The sequence below is a fragment of the Janibacter limosus NBRC 16128 genome (assembly GCF_001570985.1).
GTDB classification, from domain to species: Bacteria; Actinomycetota; Actinomycetes; order Actinomycetales; family Dermatophilaceae; genus Janibacter; species Janibacter limosus.
This window is the reverse complement of sequence record NZ_BCSS01000041.1, coordinates 12,651-32,700: the sequence shown is the minus strand read 5'-3', so window position 1 is coordinate 32,700 and position 20,050 is coordinate 12,651. Positions and strand designations below refer to the sequence as shown.

20 protein-coding genes are annotated in these 20,050 nt (G+C 68.5%); 12 read left to right on the top strand and 8 right to left on the bottom strand.

The genetic code is table 11. The annotated features are described in order from the left end of the window. Positions 1-457, top strand: a 457-nt coding sequence (locus tag JLI01S_RS13655; protein ID WP_174521326.1) for a glutathione S-transferase C-terminal domain-containing protein, incomplete at its 5' end; no start/stop codon positions are given. 327 nt (positions 458-784) lie between these two features. Then, on the top strand, positions 785-1,684 hold the full coding sequence (locus tag JLI01S_RS13650) for a hypothetical protein (protein WP_169797334.1): 900 nt from the start codon (positions 785-787) through the stop codon (positions 1,682-1,684). A 162-nt stretch (positions 1,685-1,846) separates the two neighbouring features. On the opposite strand, the gene nadA is transcribed toward JLI01S_RS13650, so the two are convergent. Continuing rightward, the gene (gene nadA, locus JLI01S_RS13645; protein WP_068265547.1) at positions 1,847-3,058 is read right to left on the bottom strand and encodes a quinolinate synthase NadA; all 1,212 of its coding nucleotides are present in this window, start codon (positions 3,056-3,058) and stop codon (positions 1,847-1,849) included. Positions 3,059-3,104: 46 nt separating this feature from the next. Here nadA and JLI01S_RS13640 point away from each other — a divergent pair, with 46 nt between their 5' ends. The 4 genes from JLI01S_RS13640 to aat all read left to right on the top strand — a co-directional run bounded on the left by JLI01S_RS13640 (position 3,105) and on the right by aat (position 6,633). Continuing rightward, the gene (locus tag JLI01S_RS13640) at positions 3,105-4,265 is read left to right on the top strand and encodes a glycerate kinase family protein (RefSeq protein ID WP_369407382.1); all 1,161 of its coding nucleotides are present in this window, start codon (positions 3,105-3,107) and stop codon (positions 4,263-4,265) included. A 115-nt stretch (positions 4,266-4,380) separates the two neighbouring features. Continuing rightward, complete coding sequence (locus tag JLI01S_RS13635) at positions 4,381-4,767, top strand: HesB/IscA family protein (protein ID WP_174521325.1); 387 nt, start codon at positions 4,381-4,383, stop codon at positions 4,765-4,767. 86 nt (positions 4,768-4,853) lie between these two features. After that, positions 4,854-5,843: a carbohydrate kinase family protein gene (locus JLI01S_RS13630; protein WP_068265543.1), complete on the top strand. Its 990-nt coding sequence runs from the start codon at positions 4,854-4,856 to the stop codon at positions 5,841-5,843. A gap of 19 nt (positions 5,844-5,862) precedes the next feature. Further along, complete coding sequence (gene aat / locus JLI01S_RS13625) at positions 5,863-6,633, top strand: leucyl/phenylalanyl-tRNA--protein transferase (RefSeq protein ID WP_245634631.1); 771 nt, start codon at positions 5,863-5,865, stop codon at positions 6,631-6,633. Here aat and JLI01S_RS13620 read toward each other — a convergent pair. Next, positions 6,596-7,798 carry a cysteine desulfurase family protein gene (locus JLI01S_RS13620; RefSeq protein WP_245634630.1) on the bottom strand — a complete coding sequence of 401 codons (1,203 nt, stop codon included), beginning with the start codon at positions 7,796-7,798 and terminating at the stop codon, positions 6,596-6,598. The genes aat and JLI01S_RS13620 overlap by 38 nt on opposite strands. A 103-nt stretch (positions 7,799-7,901) precedes the next feature. On the opposite strand from JLI01S_RS13620, the gene ctaC reads away from it, so the two are divergent. From ctaC to JLI01S_RS13600, 4 genes are all read left to right on the top strand, one after another. Continuing rightward, the gene (gene ctaC, locus JLI01S_RS13615) at positions 7,902-8,810 is read left to right on the top strand and encodes an aa3-type cytochrome oxidase subunit II (protein ID WP_068265541.1); all 909 of its coding nucleotides are present in this window, start codon (positions 7,902-7,904) and stop codon (positions 8,808-8,810) included. After that, positions 8,810-10,555 (top strand): aa3-type cytochrome oxidase subunit I, encoded by a 1,746-nt coding sequence (gene ctaD, locus JLI01S_RS13610; RefSeq protein ID WP_084349434.1) that lies wholly within the window; start codon positions 8,810-8,812, stop codon positions 10,553-10,555. The genes ctaC and ctaD overlap by 1 nt, the downstream gene beginning before the upstream one ends. Next, the gene (locus tag JLI01S_RS13605; protein ID WP_068265539.1) at positions 10,552-10,953 is read left to right on the top strand and encodes a cytochrome c oxidase subunit 4; all 402 of its coding nucleotides are present in this window, start codon (positions 10,552-10,554) and stop codon (positions 10,951-10,953) included. The genes ctaD and JLI01S_RS13605 overlap by 4 nt, the downstream gene beginning before the upstream one ends. Positions 10,954-11,041: 88 nt before the next feature. Continuing rightward, positions 11,042-12,283 (top strand): L,D-transpeptidase, encoded by a 1,242-nt coding sequence (locus tag JLI01S_RS13600; RefSeq protein WP_245634629.1) that lies wholly within the window; start codon positions 11,042-11,044, stop codon positions 12,281-12,283. A gap of 25 nt (positions 12,284-12,308) precedes the next feature. Here JLI01S_RS13600 and JLI01S_RS13595 read toward each other — a convergent pair whose 3' ends face one another. From JLI01S_RS13595 to ctaE, 6 genes are all read right to left on the bottom strand, one after another. After that, positions 12,309-12,689: a metallopeptidase family protein gene (locus tag JLI01S_RS13595; protein ID WP_068265535.1), complete on the bottom strand. Its 381-nt coding sequence runs from the start codon at positions 12,687-12,689 to the stop codon at positions 12,309-12,311. A 1-nt stretch (position 12,690) separates the two neighbouring features. Beyond that, positions 12,691-13,902, bottom strand: coding sequence for a multidrug effflux MFS transporter (locus JLI01S_RS13590; RefSeq protein ID WP_245634628.1), 1,212 nt, complete (start codon positions 13,900-13,902; stop codon positions 12,691-12,693). 143 nt (positions 13,903-14,045) lie between these two features. Continuing rightward, positions 14,046-15,752: a cytochrome bc1 complex cytochrome b subunit gene (qcrB, locus tag JLI01S_RS13585; protein ID WP_068265533.1), complete on the bottom strand. Its 1,707-nt coding sequence runs from the start codon at positions 15,750-15,752 to the stop codon at positions 14,046-14,048. A gap of 2 nt (positions 15,753-15,754) precedes the next feature. Further along, positions 15,755-16,879 (bottom strand): cytochrome bc1 complex Rieske iron-sulfur subunit, encoded by a 1,125-nt coding sequence (gene qcrA / locus JLI01S_RS13580; RefSeq protein WP_068265531.1) that lies wholly within the window; start codon positions 16,877-16,879, stop codon positions 15,755-15,757. A 38-nt stretch (positions 16,880-16,917) separates the two neighbouring features. Further along, a complete protein-coding gene (qcrC, locus tag JLI01S_RS13575; protein WP_068265529.1) occupies positions 16,918-17,700 on the bottom strand; it encodes a cytochrome bc1 complex diheme cytochrome c subunit in 783 nt (260 codons plus the stop codon). Positions 17,701-17,756: 56 nt separating this feature from the next. Further along, positions 17,757-18,359 (bottom strand): aa3-type cytochrome oxidase subunit III, encoded by a 603-nt coding sequence (gene ctaE / locus JLI01S_RS13570; protein ID WP_068265528.1) that lies wholly within the window; start codon positions 18,357-18,359, stop codon positions 17,757-17,759. 146 nt (positions 18,360-18,505) lie between these two features. Between ctaE and JLI01S_RS13565 the strand changes: the two genes are divergently transcribed. Then, the gene (locus tag JLI01S_RS13565) at positions 18,506-18,970 is read left to right on the top strand and encodes a response regulator transcription factor (protein ID WP_068265526.1); all 465 of its coding nucleotides are present in this window, start codon (positions 18,506-18,508) and stop codon (positions 18,968-18,970) included. Next, positions 18,967-20,031, top strand: coding sequence for an anthranilate phosphoribosyltransferase (gene trpD, locus JLI01S_RS13560; protein ID WP_068265524.1), 1,065 nt, complete (start codon positions 18,967-18,969; stop codon positions 20,029-20,031). The genes JLI01S_RS13565 and trpD overlap by 4 nt, the downstream gene beginning before the upstream one ends. The last annotated feature ends 19 nt before the right edge of the window (positions 20,032-20,050 follow it).

The following is a 20,050-nucleotide window of genomic DNA, read 5'->3' as shown; positions in this document are numbered from 1 at the left end:
GTGGACCGCGATGGACTGGCTCGAGGAGCGTCTCGCCACCCGCCGCTACCTGATGGGTGACCACATCACCGAGGCCGACGTCCGGCTCTTCACCACCCTGGCACGCTTCGACCCCGTCTACCACGGGCACTTCAAGGCGAACCGGTCGAAACTCTCCGAGATGCCGGTGTTGTGGGCCTACGCCCGTGACCTCTTCACCACGCCGGGGTTCGGTGACACGACCGACTTCGTGCACATCAAGAGCCACTACTACGAGGTCCACACGGACATCAATCCCACGGCCATCGTTCCCGCGGGCCCGGACTACTCCAACTGGTTGGAGCCGCACGGCCGCGAGTCGCTCGGTGGGTCCCCCTTCGGCAGTGGCTCTGCCCCCACCGCCCCGAGCGAGACCGAGCGGGTCCCCGTGGCGCACAACCCGCTGCTCGACGAGTCCGGGATGGTCCGCTCGGCCTGAGTGTCGCTCGACGTGCCTCGCGCGACGCCTGACGCGCACGCCCGGTGGAGGTAAACGCGCGGACGATTCTTTCGCGAGTCGACATCCACCCGCGGCCTCGAGGACTCGTTGGAGGTAAGCGCGCGGAGGAATGATCCGCGAGTCGACATCCACCGGCAGCCCTCCAACCGGCGAAGGGGGGAGGCTGCTGCTTCCTGCGCCGTCGTCCCCAAGCTCGCCGTGGCATGGGTTGTCATACACAACCCGACCACGTCCCTCCCTTCGTCACCGTCGTGGCCATGGGATGGGGCGATGGACGCACGCATCCTGGGGATCCACGACACCGCAATGGCCGCCGCAGCCTCGTATGGCGGCGCCCTCAGCCGTCGCCGGCTTCGCGAGCTCGGCATCAGCCGCGACGAGGTGCGGCTGCAGGTGCGCCAGCGACGTTGGGTTGCGCACGGACGCTGGACCATAGCGACGCACACCGGCGAGTTGAGCACACTGGCTCGACGATGGCGCGCGGTCTGGGAGGTCGGCGAGCGTATCGCCGTACTCGATGGGCCGACCGCGCTGCAACAGTCAGGACTGGAGCGATGGAAGGACGACGCCATCCATGTGTCCGTCCCTCACACGGCCGCCGTCCGGCCAGTCGATGGCGTCGTCGTGCACAAGGTGCGCTCGAGACCGGAGTCCTTGCCCCTGCGCGGCGACCTACCGACTGTCAGGCCCGCCCCGGCAGCGGTCCGGGCAGCTCACTGGGCCGTCTCCGATCGTCAGGCCGCACTGGTCATGGTCATGCCGGTGCAGCAGCGACTGTGTATGGGGACCGAGATTCTTGAGGCGCCCCAGATGGTGAGGGGCCGGACCCGGCGGGCTTTCATCGCGCGGGTGGCAGGCGACATCGCGCTTGGGGCGCAAGCGCTGGGTGAGCTCGACTTCGCCGTGGTGTGCCGGCAGTACGGACTGCCCGAGCCCAGCCGTCAGGTCATCCGGCACGGCGCACGTGGACGGATCTATCTCGACGTGCGCTGGGAGTGTGGCCTCGTGGGCGAGATCGACGGAGCGGGCCACCGGTGGGGGCTCGCGGTCATGGACGACAACTTGCGGCAGAACGCCCTCTCGATCCAAGGGGACACAGTGCTGCGCATCGATCTGCTCGGCCTGAGGATTGCCGAGGAGCAGTTCATGCGGCAGGTCGTGACCGCGCACGCTCGGCTGTCCGGCGGTGTGCGCCGTGCTGGTTGACAGTCGACTCGCCCACGATTCACCCGCGCGGTTACCTCCACTCAGGGGAGGGGGGTACGAGTGGACGCCGACTCGCCGAGGAATCGTCCGCGCGCTTACCTCCACCGAGCGGTCGGGGCCTCCACCGAGCAGTCGGGGCCTCATCAGTGGGCCGCCGCGTACTCAGTCCTTCGAGGTCTCACCCGGCAGCGCGAGCATCTGGTCGAGCGCGACCTTGGCCCAGTGCGCGACCTCGGTGTCGACGACGATCGGGTTGACCACGCGCCCCTCGACGAGGGACTCGAGTGCCCAGACGAGGTGGGGCAGGTCGATGCGGTTCATCGTCGAGCAGTAGCAGACGTTCTTCTCCAGGAAGCTGATCTCCTGCTCCGGGAACATCTGCCCGAGCCGCTGCACGAGGTTGAGCTCGGTGCCGACGACCCACTTGGTGCCAGGGGGAGCGGCGGCGACGGTCTTGATGATCTTTTCCGTCGAGCCGACCTCGTCAGCGAGGGAGACGACCTCGTGTCGGCATTCCGGGTGCACGATGACGCGCACGTCGGGGATCTCCCTCCGCGCCGTCTCCACTGCCTCGACCGAGAAGCGCCCGTGCACCGAGCAGTGCCCGCGCCACAGGATCATCCGGGCGTTGCGGATCTGCTCGATCGTCAGGCCGCCCATCGGCTGGTGCGGGTCCCAGACCACGCAGTCGTCGAGGTCGCGGCCGAGGTCGCGCGCCCAGGTGTTGCGGCCGAGGTGCTGGTCGGGGAGGAAGAGGACCTTGCCCTCGCCCTCAACCCCGCCCTGCTCGTCGAAGGCCCAGGTCAGCGCGGTCTTGGCATTGGAGGAGGTGCAGATCGTCCCGCCGTGGCGACCGGTGAAGGCCTTGATCGCGGCGGAGGAGTTCATGTAGGTGACGGGGACCGTCACGTCGGCGACGCCGGCCTCGACGAGCTCGTCCCAGCAGTCCTCGACCTGGTGAAGCGCGGCCATGTCGGCCATCGAGCACCCGGCTGCGAGGTCGGGCAGGACCACGGTCTGCTCGTCGTTGGTCAGGATGTCGGCCGACTCGGCCATGAAGTGCACGCCGCAGAAGACGATGTACGGCGCGTCCGGCCGGGCCGCGGCCTCCTTGGCCAGCTTGAAGGAGTCACCGGTGACATCGGCGAACTCGATGACCTCGTTGCGCTGGTAGTGGTGCCCCAGGACGAAGACCTTGTCGCCGAGCGCATCCTTGGCCGCGCGGGCGCGGGCGACGAGACCGGGGTCGGACGGTGCCGGCAGGTCGCCGGGACACTCCACACCCCGTTCGGAGTGCGGGTCGGTGCCTTGTCCGAGGACGAGCAGGGACAGGGGCTTCGGCGAGGACTGCGTCGTGGCGCTCACGGGTGGCATGCTCCCACAGCCATCCCGAGCGGCTCGGTAGAGTCCACATGTGCACGTGATCATCGCCCCTGACTGCTTCACCGGCACCCTCACCGCGACCCAGGCGGCGGAGGCGATGGCCGAGGGCTGGCGCGGGTGGGCGCCGGACGACCTGCTCACCGTGGTCCCGCTCTCCGACGGGGGACCGGGATTCCTCGACGTCCTCACCGCGAGCGTGCCCGGCGAGTCCTCGATCGTGACCGTGGCAGGCCCGCGTGGTGGCCCCGTCCCGGCGGCCCTGCACATCACCACCGACGAAGGGAGCCGACGCACCGCCTGGGTGGAGTCGGCCCAAGCGATCGGCCTGCACCTGCTCGAGGTCCCCGAGCGCGACCCCGGCCTGACCAGCACGTGGGGCCTCGGAGAGCTGCTCGAGACCGCACTCGCCCAGGGTGTCGACCGCATCGTGGTCGGTCTGGGTGGCTCGTCGACCAATGACGCCGGGGCAGGGATGCTCGCGGCCCTGGGTGCCGGTCCGCGCGACGTGCTGGGGGGCGGGGGAGCAGGGCTCATCGCCACCCGCGAGGGCGACCTCGCCGACCTGGTTGCGACCCGCGAGCGCTTCGCCGGGGTCGAGCTGGTCGCCGCGACGGATGTCGCCTCCCCGTTGCTGGGGCTGCAGGGAGCCAGCGCGGTCTTCTCGGAGCAGAAGGGAGCCTCGCCCGAGCAGTCACAGGTGCTCGAGGGTGCGGTGGGGCACTTCGCCGACCAGGTGCGTCGCGTGCTCCCGCCGCGGACGGACCTGCTGAGCGGCCGCGAGCGACGCCTCGACCGGGAGCCCGGGGCGGGCGCCGCCGGCGGGGTCGGGTACGGCCTGATGCTCCTCGGGGCCCGCCGGGTGAGCGGCGTGGACATCGTCCTGGAGGCCGTCGGGATGTCGGGCCTCGTCGCAGCGGCTGACCTCGTCATCACGGGTGAGGGCGCGCTGGACTGGCAGAGCCTGCAGGGCAAGGTCGTGGCAGGGGTCGCCCAGCTGGCTGCAGGGCACGCGACCCCCGCGATCGCCCTCGCCGGTCAGGTCCTCATCGGTCGTCGTGAGGCCATGGCGCTCGGACTGAGCGGGACCTATGCGGTCGCCGATCGGGCGGCCGACGTCGAGGCTGCGATGGCCGACCCGGTCGGGACCCTGCGCGCTCGCGCCGAGAGAGTGGCCGTGACGTGGTCACCCCGCCGCTGACCCACGGCTGTCTGCCGTATGGTGGATGGACGGGAACAACCCGCGCACCGCGCATGTTGACCCCGTCGTGGCGGGCTCCGTCACGGACAAGAACCCCGAGTCGTGAGGACATCGCATGAGCGTCCAGGACACCCAGGCCACCACCCCCGACAGCGCTGCCGAGACGGCTACCGAGACCCACGGCATCGTCCTGACCGACGTCGCCGCAGGCAAGGTCAAGTCGCTGCTCGAGCAGGAAGGTCGCGACGACCTGCGCCTGCGCATCGGCGTCCAGCCGGGCGGTTGCTCCGGCCTGATCTACCAGCTGTACTTCGACGAGCGCTCGCTCGACGGTGACCTCGTGCGTGACTTCGGTGGAGTTCAGGTCGTCGTCGACCGCATGAGCGCCCCGTACCTCACGGACGCGACGATCGACTTCGCCGACACCATCGAGAAGCAGGGCTTCACCATCGACAACCCCAACGCGGGCAGCTCCTGCGCCTGCGGCGACAGCTTCAGCTGATCGACAGGGCTCGAGCCCGAAGGGGGCGTCCTCACCACGGTGAGGACGCCCCCTTCGTCGTGACGATCCCTCTGTAGGGTGGCCCGGTGCCCATCGCCATCGCCGGATCCATCGCCACCGACCACCTGATGACCTTTTCGGGTCGGTTCGCCGACTCGCTCGTCGTCGACCAGCTCGACAAGATCTCCGTGAGCTTCCTGGCCCACAAGCTGGAGATCCGTCGCGGGGGAGTCGCCGCCAACATCTGCTTCGGCATGGCCAACCTCGGCCAGCGCCCGGTCCTCGTCGGCTCGGTCGGTGAGGACTTCGCCGACTACCGCAGCTGGCTGGAGCGCCACGGCGTCGACTGCGAGTCCGTGCGGGTCTCCGAGACCCAGCACACTGCCCGCTTCGTCTGCACGACCGACGACGACATGGCGCAGATCGCGACCTTCTACGCCGGCGCCATGAGCGAGGCCCGCGAGATCGAGCTCGCACCCATCGCGGCTCGCGTCGGTGGCCTCGACCTCGTGCTCGTCGGGCCCGACGACCCGGAGGCCATGCGCCGCCACACCCGTGAGTGCCGCACCCGCAACATCCCCTTCGTCGCCGACCCCAGCCAGCAGCTGGCCTTCGGCGACGGAGAGCTGATCCGGGACCTCGTCGACGGCGCCGAGTACCTCATCACCAACGAGTACGAGTCCCACCTGACGGAGCAGAAGACCGGCTGGACCCAGGAGGAGATCAACTCCCGCGTCACCTACCGCGTGACCACCCTGGGCAAGGAGGGCGTGCGCATCACCGGCAAGGACCTCGACGAGCCGATCGTCGTCGGGACCGCCCGCGAGGTGACCAAGGCGGACCCGACCGGGGTCGGCGACGCCTTCCGCGCCGGGTTCCTCACCGGGATCAGCGAAGGTCTGCCCCTGCGCGAGTCGGCCGAGCTCGGCTCGATGCTCGCGACGTATGTCATCGAGACGGTCGGCACCCAGGAGTACGAGCTGGGCACCGCCCGCTTCTTCGAGCGCCTCGCCGATGCCTACGGCCGGGAGAGCGCCGACCTCATCGCCGGGCACATCACCTGCCCGCGTCCCTGATCCCGGCCCGACGGTCGACGTGACCCGGCCTCCCTTCCCCCCGATCGAGCCCACGGGCGCGTCGCCGCTCTGGGCCGGCTACCTGCGCGCCGGTCTCGAGTCGGCCGAGGGCGCACCCCGTGAGGTCGGCGAGGTCGTCGGGGTTGGTGGCCGGCTCGACCCGTCCTCGGTCCTCACCGCCTACCGCCACGGGGTCTTCCCCATGGGACTGGGCGAAGGGGGGTCCCCACCGATGGGATGGTGGAGCCCGACCTGGCGTGGTGTGCTCCGGCCCGGCCGCGTGCACATCAGCCGGTCCCTGCGGCGCTCCCTGCGGGCCTTCACGGTGACCGTCGACGAGGACTTCGAGGCGGTCCTGTCGGCCTGCGCGGATCCGACCCGCGAGGGGTACTGGATCACCGACGACGTTGCCGCCGCCTACAGCGAGCTGCACACCCTCGGCTGGGCGCACAGCGTCGAGGTCCGGGACGGCACGGGTGCCCTCGTGGGGGGCCTGTACGGCATCGCCGTGGGCGGGCTCTTCGCCGGCGAGTCGATGTTCCACCACGCCACGGACGCGTCCAAGGCCGCCGTGGTCGCCCTGGACCGCCTCGTGGGCGCTGACCGCGATCAGCGACGGATCATCGATGTCCAGTGGCGCACCCCGCACCTGGAGACGCTCGGCATCGAGGAGATCCACCGTCGGGAGTACCTCGCCCGGCTGGCCGGGGCGCTCCAGGCACCTCCGCTCGACCTCGGGGCAGCGCTGGCCGTCAGTGACCCGCTGCGATCCGGGCCCGAGCCCCTCTGACCACCTCGTCGAGAAGCGAGCACAGCCGGTCGACCGCATCGGCGCGGCCCGGGGCGACGGACTCGAGCGGCAGGGTGATGCGCACATTGCCCTGCGTGAGCGCGCCCATCGCCGCCAGCACATGGCTCGGCTCGAGGGTGTCAGCGGTGCACGCCGAGCCCGAGGCCACCGCGAGCCCGCGCTGGGCCAGCGCGTCCACGATCGTCTCGCCGTCGACGTAGAGCACCGAGAAGGTGCACACGTGCGGCAGCCGGTCCTGCGGGTCGCCGACGACGTCCACGTCCTCGATCGCGCCGGCCGTGGCTCGGATCCGCTCGACGAGGAGCCGGGCGTCGCCCCCTTCGTCATCGCGCCGGGCGGCCGTCTGCTGCCAGGCCTCGGCTGCGGCCAGCGCCGTGGGCACGTCGACGGGGTCGAGGGCGAAGCCGCCCTCGTGCGGGCTCGGCGGGTGGTGCGGGGAGACGCGGGTGCCGGTGCGCACGACGAGCACGCCGAGCCCGGGCCCGCCCCATGAGGTCGCGTCACCGACGAGGACATCGAAGTCGGTGGGCACGGGATCCCGGCCCAGTCCGGCGCGGGCATCGACGAGGAGCGGGACCCCGTGCTCCCGGGTCGCCGCGCGTGCGGCCGCGACGGGCTGGCGGGTCCCGACCTCCTGGTTGGCGGACTGCAGGACCGCGAAGGGGGTCTGGGCGTCGATGGACTCTCGCCAGGCCGCGAGGTCGACGGCGCCGGTGAGGGAGACCGGCACGGACACCGGGGCAGTCTCGCCGGCCCGCAGCCACCGCAGGAGGGAGGAGTGCTCGACCGCCGAGGCGACGACAGGGCCCGTCCGGCGCCGTCGACCACGAGAGAGCAGGACCAGCGCCGAGCGCGCTGCCTGATCGCCGCTGGCGTGCAGGGTCACCTCGTCAGGGCGCACACCCAGGCCGTCCGCGAGAACCTCGCGAGCGCGGTCGAGCAGGGCTCGGCTGCGACGTCCGTCAGCGTGCCGAGCCGACGGGTCGGCCCAGGCCACCTCGTGCGCTCCGAGCAGGGTCTGCAGAGCCTGCGGGAGGACCGGCCCGGGGGCCGCGTCGAGGAGGCCGGAGGGGCCCTGCGCGTTGGTTGCTGCAGGGATGGGGTCGGGGGTGTCCTCAGGGGACGAATCGCACTGTCGCGCCACGTGTCGAGGCTAATGCCCCCCTTCGTCGGAAGTGCGCTGGTGCTGCGGTAACGTGACCTACGTCTTCTGAAAACTTCGGACCAGTAGTAGGTGCCCCTTGCCTGTGCCTTCGAGCCCAACCTCCCGGCGTACGCGTCGCGGAGTCGGTGCTATCGGACTCGCCATCACCGTCGTGGCCCTGTCGGCCTGCAGCGCGGTCGGTGTCCACACCGACCCCAAAAACGGGTACCTCCCAGAGGGGGTCACCGAGGAGGCACAGGTCGTTGAAAACCTGTGGATCTGGGCTTGGGTCGCGGCGCTCGCTGTCGGCGTCCTGGTCTGGGGTCTGATCCTGTGGTGCATGGCGGCCTACCGCCGCCGCAAGGACGATGACGGCTCGCTGCCCGTGCAGCTGCAGTACAACGTCCCGCTGGAGATCCTCTACACGGTCGTCCCCATGCTCATGGTGGGTGCGCTCTTCTACTACACGGATGACGCGTACTCCCAGTTGCACGACGTCTCCCAGGAGCCCGACCAGACGATCAACATCGTCGGCAAGCAGTGGAGCTGGGACTTCAACTACATCGACGAAGACGTCCACGAGGCCGGCCAGATGGCCGAGCTCGACGGCAAGGAGGGCGCGGAAGAAAAGCTGCCGACCCTCTACGTGCCCAAGGGCGAGCGCGTCGAGTTCGTGCTCACCTCCCGTGACGTCATCCACTCCTTCTGGGTCCCGGCCTTCTTGGAAAAGATGGACGTCAACCCCGGCATCGTCAACCGCTTCCAGGTGACGCCCACCCAGACCGGCACCTTCCAGGGCAAGTGCGCCGAGCTGTGCGGCGCCTACCACTCGCAGATGCTGTTCAACGTCAAGGTCGTCGAGCCGGCTGAGTTCGACAAGCACATGGCCGACCTGAAGGCCAAGGGCCAGACTGGTCTGCTCGACAACGGGCTCAACCGCGAGAAGATCAACCCGCGCGACCAGCACCTCCTGGGTGAGGACGACTCCGCGCGCACCTCCGAGGAGAACTGATGTCGACCGTATCCGGCGCACTCGCCAGGAACACGACCGAGACCGAGGTCTCGGAGCGCACGATCGCCCGCCGCGAGAAGGCAGGGTCGCAGTTCTTCCGCTACATCACGACGACCGACCACAAGGTCATCGGCAACCTGTACATGGTCACCAGCTTCGTGTGGTTCCTCCTCGGAGGTCTCATGGCGCTGGTCATCCGGCTCGAGCTGTGGGCCCCCGGCCTGCAGGTGGTGGACAACCCCGAGCAGTTCAACGAGATGTTCACCATGCACGGCACGATCATGCTGCTGCTCTTTGCGACGCCGGCCTTCGCGGCCTTCGCCAACGCACTGATGCCGCTGCAGATCGGTGCCCCTGATGTCGCCTTCCCGCGACTGAACATGTTCGCCTACTGGCTCTACCTCTTCGGTGGCATCATCGCCGCCGCTGGCCTGTTCACCCCCGGTGGCGCTGCCTCCTTCGGCTGGACCGCCTACACCCCGCTGTCCGACCCGACCTACAGCCCCGGCATCGGTGGCGACCTGTGGGTCTGGGGTCTGGCGCTCAGCGGCTTCGGAACCATCCTCGGTGCCGTCAACTTCATCACCACGATCATCTGCATGCGCGCACCCGGCATGACGATGTTCCGGATGCCGATCTTCACCTGGACCGTCCTGATCACCTCCGTCCTGGTCCTCATGGCCTTCCCCGTCCTGGCTGCTGCCCTGATCGGTCTCGGCGTGGATCGAAGGTTCGGCGGGCAGATCTTCGACTCCGCCAGCGGAGGGGCGTTGCTCTGGCAACACCTCTTCTGGTTCTTCGGACACCCTGAGGTCTACATCCTCGCGCTGCCGTTCTTCGGCGTGATCTCCGAGATCCTCCCGGTCTTCTCCCGCAAGCCGATCTTCGGGTACAAGACGCTGGTCTTCGCGACCATCGCCATCGCCGCGCTGTCCGTCTCCGTGTGGGCACACCACATGTACGGCACCGGCCAGGTCTTCCTGCCCTTCTTCGCGATCATGACGATGGCGATCTCGGTACCGACGGGTGTGAAGTTCTTCAACTGGATCGGCACGATGTGGGGCGGCAAGCTCGTCTTCGCCACGCCGCTGGTGTGGGCGATCGGCTTCCTCGTGACCTTCCTCTTCGGTGGTCTGACGGGCGTCATCATGGCCAGCCCCGCGCTGGACTTCCACATCACCGACACCTACTTCATCGTCGCGCACTTCCACTACGTGCTCTTCGGCACGATCGTCTTCTCCTTCTTCGGCGGGCTCTACTTCTGGTGGCCCAAGCTCACCGGCAAGATGCTCCACGAGGGCCTGGGCAAGCTGCACTTCTGGCTGCTGTTCATCGGCTTCCACATGACCTTCCTCATCCAGCACTGGCTGGGCGTCGAGGGCATGCCACGCCGCTACGCGGACTACATGCCGGAGGACAACTTCCAGCTCGCCAACCAGATCTCCACGGTCGGCTCGCTGATCCTCGCGGCCAGCTTCCTGCCCTTCTTCTACAACGTCTGGAAGACACAGGTCAGCGCACCCAAGGTCGAGGTCGACGACCCGTGGGGCTACGGAGGCAGCCTCGAGTGGGCGACCTCCTGCCCGCCGCCGCGGCACAATTTCACGTCGATCCCGCCGATCCGCTCCGAGCGCCCGGTCTTCGACATGAACCACCCCGAGTACGCACCGGCTGCGATCCGTTCCCGCTTCGCGCAGGACACGGTCGCCGTCACCTCCACGACCGACGGTGAGGGCACCCGATGAAGACCGAAATCCAGTTCTTCGGCGTCATCGGCGCGTTCTTCGCCGCCGTGGCCGCGCTCTACGGCTTCTGGACCGGGTGGGTCGAGCCCGTCGGTTGGGTCGCCCTCAGCCTCTGCGCTGGCCTCGGTTTCATGATCGCCTTCTTCCTCTGGCTCACCGCGCGCAAGTTGCCGCTGCGACCGGATGATGACGAGGACGGCGAGATCGATCAGATCGCGGGCGCATACGGCGCGTTCTCGCCGTTCTCCTGGTGGCCGCTGTGGCTGGCACTCGCAGCCGCGATCATCTTCCTCGGGGTGGCGGCCGGACTGTGGATCTCCGCCTTCGGCGCGATCTTGGGTGTCTGGGCCCTCTGCGGCTGGACCTTCGAGTACTTCTCGGGTGAGCACGCACACTGATTCGGCGCGTACACTCGCCTGGAGGGGCCACGGACCACGGTCCGGGCCCCTTCAGCGTGTCTGCGTCGGTCGACCCGACACGAGCGCCGTGTCAATCCGTCTGGGGGAATCTTCTGTGGTTGTTGTGCTGCGTCGTGCCAAGCTCCTCGCGTTGGGGCTCGCCCTGGCGTTCGTGCTGGCCGCCTGCGGGGGCGGGGACCACGGCGGATCCTCCACGGGCAGCGGCACAGGCGCCACGGCGAAGGGCGGTCAGACGACCAAGGACCAGCCGCCCGCCGAGGTCAAGGTCAATCCCGCCGACGATGCCACCGAGGTCATGCCGGACGATGTCGTCCACGTCCAGGTCATGCGCGGAAACCTCACTGATGTCTCGGTGACGTCTGCTGACGGCGGTGAGCTCGACGGCAGCGTCGAGGGACAGACGTGGTCCTCGACCTCGCGGATGGCCCCCGACACCACCTACACGGTCGCCGTCACGGCCGAGGGGCCCGAGGGCGGCGAGAGCACCCAGTCCACGACCTTCACCACGCACAAGCCGGCCGTCACCGCGACGTACGGCATCGTCTACGACCAGCAGACCGTCGGTGTCGCCATGCCGGCGAGCATCCAGTTCGACAGCCAGGTCACGGACAAGAAGTACCGCCAGCAGATCGAGAAGGCAGTCTCGGTGAAGACCAGCCCCCAGACCGAGGGTTCGTGGGGCTGGCTCGACAACCGTCAGCTGATGTGGCGCCCCAAGGAGTTCTGGGCCCCCGGCACGACGGTCACCATCGATGCGCCCCTCACGGGCTTCCAGACCGGTGAGGACAAGTGGGTGGCCGAGGACCTCTCCGGATCCATGACCATCGGTCGCGAGCAGATGACCCGCGTCGACATCGACCAGCACACGATGTCGGTCAGCCGCGGCGGTAAGACGATCAAGACCTTCCCCGTGAGCAGCGGCAAGCCCGGCAAGGAGACCGAGACCCGCTCGGGCATGAAGGTCGTCATCGGCAAGCAGCGTGAGATGACGATGGACTCCGCAACCGTCGGTATCGACAAGGGCGAGCCCGGGTACTACAAGGTCGACACCAACTTCAACGTCCGCGTGACGTGGACGGGTGAGTTCGTGCACTCGGCGCCGTGGTCCGTCGGAGCGCAGGGCACGAGCAATGTCTCGCACGGCTGCGTCAACGTGGCGCCCGCGGGAGCGGAGTGGTTCTACGACAACTCACTGCCGGGGGACCCGGTGGACTTCGACGGGTCGTCGCGCACGTTCCTGCCGACCGAGGGCATCGGCGTGTGGCAGTACGACTACGCGCAGTGGACGCAGCAGAGCGCCCTGTCCTGACCCTCTGGGCTGTCGCTGCTCCCGTCTAGCCCCAACCGAGCTCGTGCAGGCGCTCTTCGTCAATCCCGACGTGGTGGCCGGCCTCGTGCACGATGGTGATCGCGATCTCCTCGCGCAGCTCGGTCAGGTCCACGCACATCCGCGTCAGGGGCCCACGGAAGAGCACGATCCGGTCCGGGAGGGCGCCCGCCCAGGACCCGTCACGCTCGGTCAGGGGAGTGCCGACGTAGATCCCGAGCAGATCCGCGTTGTCCTCCGGTGAGAGCTGTGGATCGTCGTACTCGGGACCCGGCTCGTCCTCGACGAAGAAGGCCACGTTGTCGAGCATCTCGAGCAGTGCCTGAGGAACCTCGTCGAGAGCCTCGCTCACGGCCAGCTCGAACTCGTCTTCACTGATCTCGACCATGTCAGGCGACCTCGGGGGTGAGTGGCTGGACCGGGGTGGACCGTGGGGGACGCGCCCCTCGACGGTGCAGGTGGAACAGCGCGATGCCCAGGACGAGGAGCCCGAGGCTGGTCGCGGCGAGACGGGCCAAGGAGGTGGCGGCGACCGGCACGACGACACTCGTCAGCGTCGCGTTGAGCAGGAGCATGACAAAGGTCGAGACGGACGCGGCGGTGCCGCGGGCGTGCGGGACGGCGTCAAGCAGGGCCAGCTGGTAGACGGGCAGGGAGATGCCGGTACCGAAGGCGATGGCGGTCGGCCCGACCACGGCCCACGGGAGCATGGCCGTCGAGGGCGCCAGGGCGAGCGCCAGACCGAGGACAGCGCCGCTGAGCGCGACAGCCTGGCCGCCGATGATGAGCCGCTCACCCGTGACCCTCTCGGCCAGCCGGCCGTTGGTGAAGGAGCCGAGGATCATGGCGGCCACCATGGGCACGAAGAAGACCCAGAAGTCCTGCGCGCCCTTGCCGAGGAGCGTCACGACGAAGATCGGCGCGGCACCGATGTAGAGGAATTGCCCGGCGAAGGAAAAGGCTGAGGCGGCCGAGAGGATCTGGAACTGTCGCATCCTGCCGACCGTGGCCACGCCCTTGAGGATGGAGCCGACATGGAGCGGGGTGCGGTCCTGCGGTGGGTGGCTCTCCGGCAGGAGGACGAGGACAGCGATCGCGATGACCGCACCGAAGCAGGAGAGGAACCAGAAGACGAGCGGCCAGGGCCCGGCGAGGAGGAGCCATCCGCCGATGATGGGGGCGATCGCTGGTGCGACCCCGAAGATCATCGCGATGGTGCTCATCAGGCGCTGTGCTCGAGCGCCCTCGAAGAGGTCCCGGACCACGGTGCGAGAGACGATCGTCCCTGCCCCGGCCGACATGCCCTGCAGGACGCGGAAGGACAAGAGGACCGGCAACGAGGGGGAGAGGGCGCACCCGATCGAGGCCAGGGCGTAGACGGCTGCCCCTGTCACCATCACGGGCTTGCGCCCGATCGCGTCGCTCAGGGGGCCGTGGAAGAGGCTCATCAGCGCGAAGGCGCCGAGGTAGGCGCTGACGACCAGCTGCATGGAGGCCTCTGATGCCCCGAACTCCTCGCCCATGGACTGGAACGCCGGGAAGGCGGTGTCGATGGAGAAGGGGCCGAACATGCCGAGCAGCGCCAGGAGGACGGTGGTCACGGCGAGGGGTGTGGTGACGGCTGAGGCCGCTGGGGGTCGTCGAGTCATCTCCGAGACATCCTCGCACCGACGTGATCCGAGCATGACGCAGGCCCCGGAGGTGATCCTCCGGGGCCTGCGTCATGGTGGTGCGGTGACCGAGGTCAGTGACTGGAGATCTTGTCTCCGGACTCGATCGCCTCGTGAGCGTGGTCGTGGTGCGCTGCCTCGAGCTCGGCCGGGGTGACCGGCTGGACAGCGCCGTCGAAGTAGAAGGAGTGCAGCCGTGCACGCAGCTTGTTCTTGCGTGCGCCCTTCTTGTCCTCGACGCCGTTGGCGTCCACGGTCGGAGCAAGCTCCAAGGCCGGCGTCTCCTCGTGCTGGACGAGGGTCCAGCGCGTCTGCGGATCGATCGGCTCGTGGACCTCGTGGAAGTCACCGGCCGGGCCTCGCTCCAGACGCCCCGTCTCACGACCGTGCAGCACGAGGTCGCGATCGTGACGCTGCAGGCTCAGGCAGATCCGCTTGGTCGCCCAGAAGGCGATGACGGGTCCGACGAAGGTGAGCACCCGCAGGATCAACGTGATGTCGTTGATCGACATCCCGAACTTGATCGCGATGATGTCGTTGCTGGCAGCGAACATCAGGACGCCGTAGAGCGTCAGGGCCGCCATGCCGAGGCCGGTGCGGGTCGGAACATTGCGCGGACGGTCGAGCAGGTGGTGCTCGCGCTTGTCACCGGTGATCCAGGCCTCGATGAACGGGTAGGCGATCATGCCGCCGTAGAACGCCGGGATGACCAGGAGCGCACCGATGATGACCGGGAAGGCCCAGGTGACCCCGAAGGTCTCGAACTCCATGAAGCCGGGGAGGAGACGCAGCGCGCCGTCCGGGAAGCCCATGTACCAGTCGGGCTGGGCCCCAGCGGTCGTGGCATTGGGCTCGTAGGGACCGTGCACCCAGACCGCGTTGATCTGGACGAGCGCGGACATGAGCGCGATGCCACCGAAGACGATGAAGAAGAAGCCACCGGCCTTGGCCGCGTAGACCGGCATCACGGGGAAGCCGACGACATTGTCGTTGGTCTTGCCCGGCCCGGGGTACTGCGTGTGCTTCTGCAGCGCGACCAGCACGATGTGCACCGTGAAGAGCGCGATGAGCAGCGCCGGCAGCAGCAGGATGTGCACGGAGTACAGGCGGGGGATGATGTCGTCGCCCGGGAAGGTGCCACCGAAGAGGCCGTAGCTGAGGTAGCTGCCGATGACCGGGGCGGCCACCATGAAGCCCTGCGCCGCGCGCAGACCGGTACCGGAGAGGAGGTCGTCCGGGAGGGAGTACCCGGCGAAGCCCTCGACGAGCGCCAGGAGGGACAGGACGCAGCCGATGACCCAGTTGAGCTCGCGTGGCTTGCGGAAGGCGCCGGTGAAGAACACGCGGAGCATGTGCACCGACAGGGCGACGATGAACAGCAGTGCCGACCAGTGGTGGATCTGCCGGATGAGCAGTCCGCCCTTGACGTCGAAGGAGATGTCGAGAGTCGAGGCGTAGGCCCGGGACATCTGCACACCCTGCAGGGGCGCGTAGCTGCCCTCATAGGTGGTGTGGGCCATCGACGGGTCGAACCAGAAGGTCAGGAAGACCCCGGTCAGCATGCACACGATCATCGAGTACATGGCGATCTCACCGAGCATGAAGGACCAGTGGTCGGGGAAGACCTTCTTCATGAGGTACCCGACGCCCTTGGCGGCGCCGGTACGGTCGTCGATCCAGCCGGCGACGCCGCCGACCTTCTTCAGACCGGGGGAGACGGGCGCAGCGGGCGGTGCGTCATCGGCACGCAGTGCGTCAGCGGGACGGGTGTTGGTGGTCACGATCAGCCACGCTCCCAGAAGCTCGGGCCGACAGGTTCCTGGAAGGGCTGCTCGGCGATGAGGTAACCCTCGCTGTCAACGGCGATCTTCAGCTGCGGCAGGGGGTGGCCGGCAGGACCGAAGATGACCTCGCAGTCGTTGGTCACGTCGAAGGTGGACTGGTGGCAGGGGCACAGCAGGTGGTGCGTGGTCTGCTCGTAGAGGCCGACCGGGCAGCCGACGTGGGTGCACACCTTGGAGTAGGCGACGATGCCCTGGTAGCCCCACTCGCGGGCCTTGCGGCCCTTGTCGGTCTCCTGGAAGTCCTTGGGGTCAAGGCGCATGAGGAGCACGGACGCCTTGCTCATCTCGTTGAGCTTGTCCGCGTGCAGCTCGAGCAGGCCCTCGGGCTGGATGTGGAAGACCGAGCCGATCGTGACATCGCTGGGCTTGATCGGCGTGTCCTCGGGGTCACGGTGCAGGCGCAGCTTCTTGGGGACGTACTTGCCGTCCTTGCCCTTTTCGCCGTTCCAGAAGGTGACGGAGAGGTCATTGCGCGGAAGCGGACCCAGCGAGCCGCCGAGCTGGATGAGCAGCGGCAGTGCGAAGAGACCCATCGCGCCGCCGAAGGTCGCCTTGAGGAGGGGACGACGCGTCAGCTGCGAGGTCTCGCCACCCTCGACCATCGTGTCGACGAAGCCCTGACGGTCCTCGTCGCTCGAGCGCATCGGGTGACGCATCTCGACGACCTCGGTGTCGGGCATGAGCGTCTTGGCCCAGTGCACCGCGCCCAGACCGATGCCCAGCAGGCTGAAGGCCAGTCCGAGCCCGAGCAGGAGGTTGGACAGGCTCATCTCGTTGGTGAAGGGCACCCAGACCTGAGTGTCGACATCGACCATGAAGTAGGCGACGAGGAAGAGCACCGTGCCGAGGATGGACAGGAGGAAGAGAATCGCCACCTGACGCTCGGCGCGATTGGCGGCCTTGTCGTCCATATCGGCATTGCGCAGCACGTGGGGGGGAAGCCCGGGGTTGGCGAACCGCTCCGGAATGCCACCGGAGCCCTGCACGTGGCCCTGGTCGAGGCGCACCGGGTCGGAACCCATGGGCTCCTCCGGCTGTGCCCCTGTCGGGGTGTGCTCACTCATCTGTCGTCGGTCCTGTCTGTGTGGCGATGGTCAGTTGATCAGGCGGACTTCTGGCCGAGCCAGACGGCGATGCCCACGAGGAGGCCCAGGCCGATAGTCCACACAAAGAGTCCCTCGGGCACGGGGCCGAAGCCGCCGAGCGGGTTGCCTCCGGGGTTGCCGGCCTCGTGCTGGGCCTCGAGGTAGGCGATCACGTCGCGCTTGTTGTCCGGGGAGAGGTTGGTGTCGTTGAAGACCGGCATGCTCTGCGGTCCGGTCTCCATGGCCTCGTAGATGTGCTTGCCCGAGACGCCCTGGACGGACGGGGCGTCCTTGCCGCGGGTCAGGGCACCACCGGAACCGGCGCTGTTGTGGCACATGGCGCAGTTGACGCGGAAGATCTGGCCACCCTTGCCCGGGTCGCCCTGGGAACCATCGGTGTACTCGGCGTCGGGGACCGACGGGCCGGGGCCCAAGGTGGCGACGTACGCGGCGATGTCGGAGATCTCCTCGTCGGAGAACTTGACCTGGCCGCCGTCCTTGGCCTGCACGCCGGGCTCGGTCATCGGCATGCGGCCGGTGCCCATCTGGAAGTCGACAGAAGCAGCGCCGACTCCGGCCAGGCTGGGCCCGACCTCGTCGATGCCGAGACCGTTGGCTCCGTGGCAGGTCGCGCAGTTGGCGATGAAGAGCTTCTTGCCGTTGGCCGCGCTGTCGGAGCTCGCCACGGAGGCCTGCGCCTGCTTGGGGGCGATCGCGGCATAGGCGGTCCCGGTGACGAAGAGCCCGAGCATCAGCAGCAGGGCAATCGCCGCAGGGTGGCGGCGAGAGAGGGTGGGCATGGAAAGTCCTGTCCTCTTGGGGCGGGGGGAACTGGGCAGGGAACGACGCATCAGGATCAGCCGAGGAGGTAGATGGCCGCGAAGAGCGCGATCCACACGACGTCGACGAAGTGCCAGTAGTACGAGGTGACGACGGCACCGGTCTGCTGGGCGTGGCTGTAGTTACGGGTGGTGTACGTGCGACCGATGATCAGCAGGAAGGCGATGAGGCCACCCGTGACGTGGATGCCGTGCAGACCCGTGGTGAGGTAGAAGATCGAGGCCCAGGCGTCGGTGGAGACCGTGACGCCCTCGGTGACGAGAGTGGCGTACTCGAGGATCTGACCGGAGACGAAGATCGCGCCGAAGATGTACGTGAGGATGTACCACTCACGCATCCCCCACCCGGCGACGTTCAGCAGGGAGCCGGTGCGCGACTTCTGCCCGTGCTCCGCCTTGAGCACACCCAGCTGGCACCACACCGACGAGACCACGAGGATCAGGGTGTTGGCGGCCGCGAAGGGCACATTGAGCATCTCGTAGTTGTGCTCCCACAGGTCGGGTCGCATCGACCGGACCGTGAAGAAGATCGCGAAGAGCCCGGCGAAGAACATCAACTCGCTGGACAGCCAGACGATGGTGCCGACAGACACCATGTTGGGTCGGCTGACCGGACCCATGGAGGGGTCTGCGGTGGAGTGCCCGGACACGTTGGAAGGCAGAGAGGTTGCAGTGGCCACGGGCCCATTATGTCTATAAGCGTGAGCAGTTGTGCGCCACCCCCCTCCGCGAGTCTCGTGAGCCGCCTCACCGCTACGATCTCGGCATGACCGGTTCCCCCCAGCAGACCCCCTCCGTCCTCGCGTCCGCGGCGCCCGTCGAGGCCGGAGCAGGCGAGGTCACCTCGGTGCAGGTGCTCCTGCACAGCGACAACATCACCACCAGGGATGCCGTGCGTGCGGCCGTGGGCCGTCGGCCTGCCAAGGATGTCGAGATCGCTGGTTGGCGCGAGTGCGCGACCGCCGACGCGGTGATCGAGGCCGTCGAGGCCGGTGGCATCGACCTGCTCGTCCTCGATGGCGAGTCCGCCAAGCTCGGTGGGATGGGCCTGTGCCGCCAGCTGAAGTCCGAGATCCACGGCTGCCCCCCGGTGCTCGTGCTGACCGGACGTCCGCAGGACGGCTGGCTCGCGACGTGGTCGATGGCTGACGCCGCGGTGCCTCACCCCCTCGACCCGATCGTCCTGGCTGACGCGGTCGCCGACCTCGCCCGGGGTGTGGCCGCCCGATGACCGGGACGGGCACGCACACGTGGCCCGGTGTCCTCACCACGCTCCTGTCGAAGAGCGACCTGTCGACGGACGAGACGTCGTGGGCCATGCGCGAGATGATGTCCGGCGACGCCGCCCCCGCGCAGATCGCCGGTTTCCTCGTGGCACTGCGAGCGAAGGGGGAGACCGTCACCGAGCTGCGGGCGCTGGCTGACGTCATGCTCGAGCACGCGCTGCCGATCGACGTGTCCGGGCCGACCCTGGACATCGTCGGGACCGGTGGGGACATGGCCGGCACGGTCAACATCTCGACGATGTCCTCCATCTGCATCGCGGCGACCGGGGTGCGGGTGGTCAAGCACGGCAACCGAGCGTCGTCGTCCAAGTCCGGCTCTGCGGACGTCCTCGAGTCCTTGGGAGTCAATCTCTCCCTTCCCCCCGAGGCGGTCGCGCAGGTCGCCGACGTCTCGGGCATCACCTTTTGCTTCGCCCAGACCTTCCACCCGTCCTTCCGTCACACCGCGGTGCCTCGCAGGGACCTGGGAGTCGGGACGGCACTCAATGTGCTGGGGCCGATGACCAACCCGAGCCGTCCCACCTATTCGGTGGTGGGGGTCGCCGACGAGCGCGTGGCACCCCTCATGGCGGGGGTCTTCGCCGATCGCGGTACGGATGCCCTGGTCTTCCGTGGCGACGACGGGCTCGACGAGCTGACGGTCGCCGACTCCTCCCACGTGTGGTGGGTCGCGGGTGGTCAGATCAGCGAGCTCACCCTGACGCCGGAGGACGTCGGCCTGGAGCGCAGCCCGCTCGACTCCCTGCGGGGTGGGGACGCGGACTTCAATGCCGGGGTGGCCAGGCAGCTCTTCGCGGGGCAGGTCGGCCCGGTGCGTGACGCCGTGGTCCTCAACGCAGGCGCGGCCGTTGCCCTGTCGCAGTCGGGAGCGCAGCAGCCTGCGGACCCGATCGCGGCGATCCGCGTCGGGATGGACACGGTCGAGGCCGTGCTCGACTCCGGTCGTGCCGCCGACCAGCTCGACCGCTGGGTCGAGGCGACCAGCCGGGCGGCCCAGGCCTCCTGAAGCCATCGGGCACGTGCGT